The following is a 1,955-nucleotide window of genomic DNA, read 5'->3' on the forward strand; positions in this document are numbered from 1 at the left end:
TGCAGCGATACCGCCGGATTGGCCACTGCCCAAAATCAGGCTCCCGTGGCAACTGATAATTGTGGTGGAACAATAACCTATACTAAAACCAGCGGTGCTTTTGCTGCGGGTTCCTGCAGCAATTCCGGAACCTATACCAATACCTGGATTGCCAAAGATGTTTGTTTGAATACGTCAACAACTTTCACACAGGTAATTACCATTGAAGATACCACCGCACCAACCTGGACCACTCCGTCTGGTACTTTAAACGTAACGGTGCAATGCAGCGATGTTGAAGGTTTAGCTACTGCCCAAAATCAGGCTCCCGTGGCTACTGATAATTGTGGAGGAACGGTAACCTATACCAAAACCAGCGGTGCTTTTACTGCCGGTTCCTGCAGCAATTCCGGAACCTATACCAATACCTGGATTGCCAAAGATATTTGTTTGAATACGTCAACAACATTTACGCAGGTAATTACCATTGAAGATACCACCGCTCCAACCTGGACCACTTCTGCAAATGCACTGAACGTAACGCTTCAATGCAGTGATGTTGAAGGTTTAGCTACTGCCCAAAATCAGGCTCCCGTGGCAACTGATAATTGTGGTGAAACAATAACCTATACCAAAACCAGCGGTACTTTTGCTGCCGGTTCCTGCAGCAACTCCGGAACCTATACCAACACCTGGATTGCAAAAGATATTTGTTTGAATACTTCTACAACATTTACACAGGTAATTACCATTGAAGATACAACCGCACCAAGCTGGACCACTTCCGCGAATGCACTAAACATAACACTTCAGTGCAGCGATACCGCCGGATTGACAACTGCGCAAAATCAGGCTCCCGTGGCAACTGATAATTGTGGCGGAACGGTAACCTATACCAAAACCAGCGGAATATTCCAAAATGGAAGTTGTGGAAGTACTGGAACTTATACCAACACCTGGATCGCAAAAGACATTTGTGACAATTCCTCAAGTATCTTTACTCAAGTAATTACTATTCAAGACACTGCTATTCCAACTTGGATTACTCAGACCGGGTCATTAAATAGTACGTTAGAATGCAGTGATACAGCAGGATTAATTGCTGCACAAAATCAGGCACCAACTGCAACTGCAAATTGTTCCATTGTGACTTACACCAAAACTACTGGCTCTTTTGTAGCTTCACAAGTTTGTTCCAATTCAGGAACATATACCAATTCCTGGATTGCTAAAGATAATTGTGGAAACACAACAGATACTTTCACCCAAGTGATTACTATTGAAGATACTACCGCGCCAACCTGGACCACTGCGGCGGGTACTTTAAACGTAACAGTCCAATGCAGCGATGCTGAAGCTTTAACGGCTGCACAGGCACAATTTCCAATCGCAATCGATACCTGCGACGGTGATGTTTCGAATACTGTAAAAACAAGTGGCGTATTTGTTCCGTCAGAGACTTGTGCCAACGCAGGAACCTATACCAATACCTGGATCGTAAAAGACGATTGTGGAAATAGCTCCCATACTTTCACGCAAATAATCACCATTGAAGATACTACCGCACCAACATGGACCACTCCGGCGGGCACTTTAAACGTAACGGTGCAATGCAGCGATGCTGAGGCTTTAATGGCTGCACAGGCACAATTTCCAATCGCAAACGATACTTGTGACGGTGATGTTTCGAATAGCGTAAAAACAAGCGGCGTATTTGTTCCATCTGAGACTTGCGCCAACGCAGGAACCTATACAAATACCTGGATCGTAAAAGACGATTGTGGAAATACTTCTGATACTTTCACGCAAATAATCACCATTGAAGATACTACCGCGCCAACATGGAATACTCCGGCGGGCACTTTAAACGTAACGGTGCAATGCAGCGATGCTGAAGCTTTAACGGCTGCACAGGCACAATTCCCAATCGCAACCGATACCTGCGACGGTGATGTTTCGAATACTGTAAAAACAAG

Annotated in this window: 1 protein-coding gene; it reads left to right on the top strand. The window is 44.9% G+C overall.

What is annotated here, in order from left to right; translation table 11 throughout:
- Positions 1–1,955 (top strand): Ig-like domain-containing protein (locus GJU43_RS22655; RefSeq protein ID WP_154344174.1); only part of this gene is annotated, 1,955 nt, incomplete at both ends.

Origin of the sequence: Flavobacterium sp. LC2016-23, from assembly GCF_009674775.1 — a bacterium.
In the GTDB taxonomy this organism is placed as follows: Bacteria; Bacteroidota; Bacteroidia; order Flavobacteriales; family Flavobacteriaceae; genus Flavobacterium.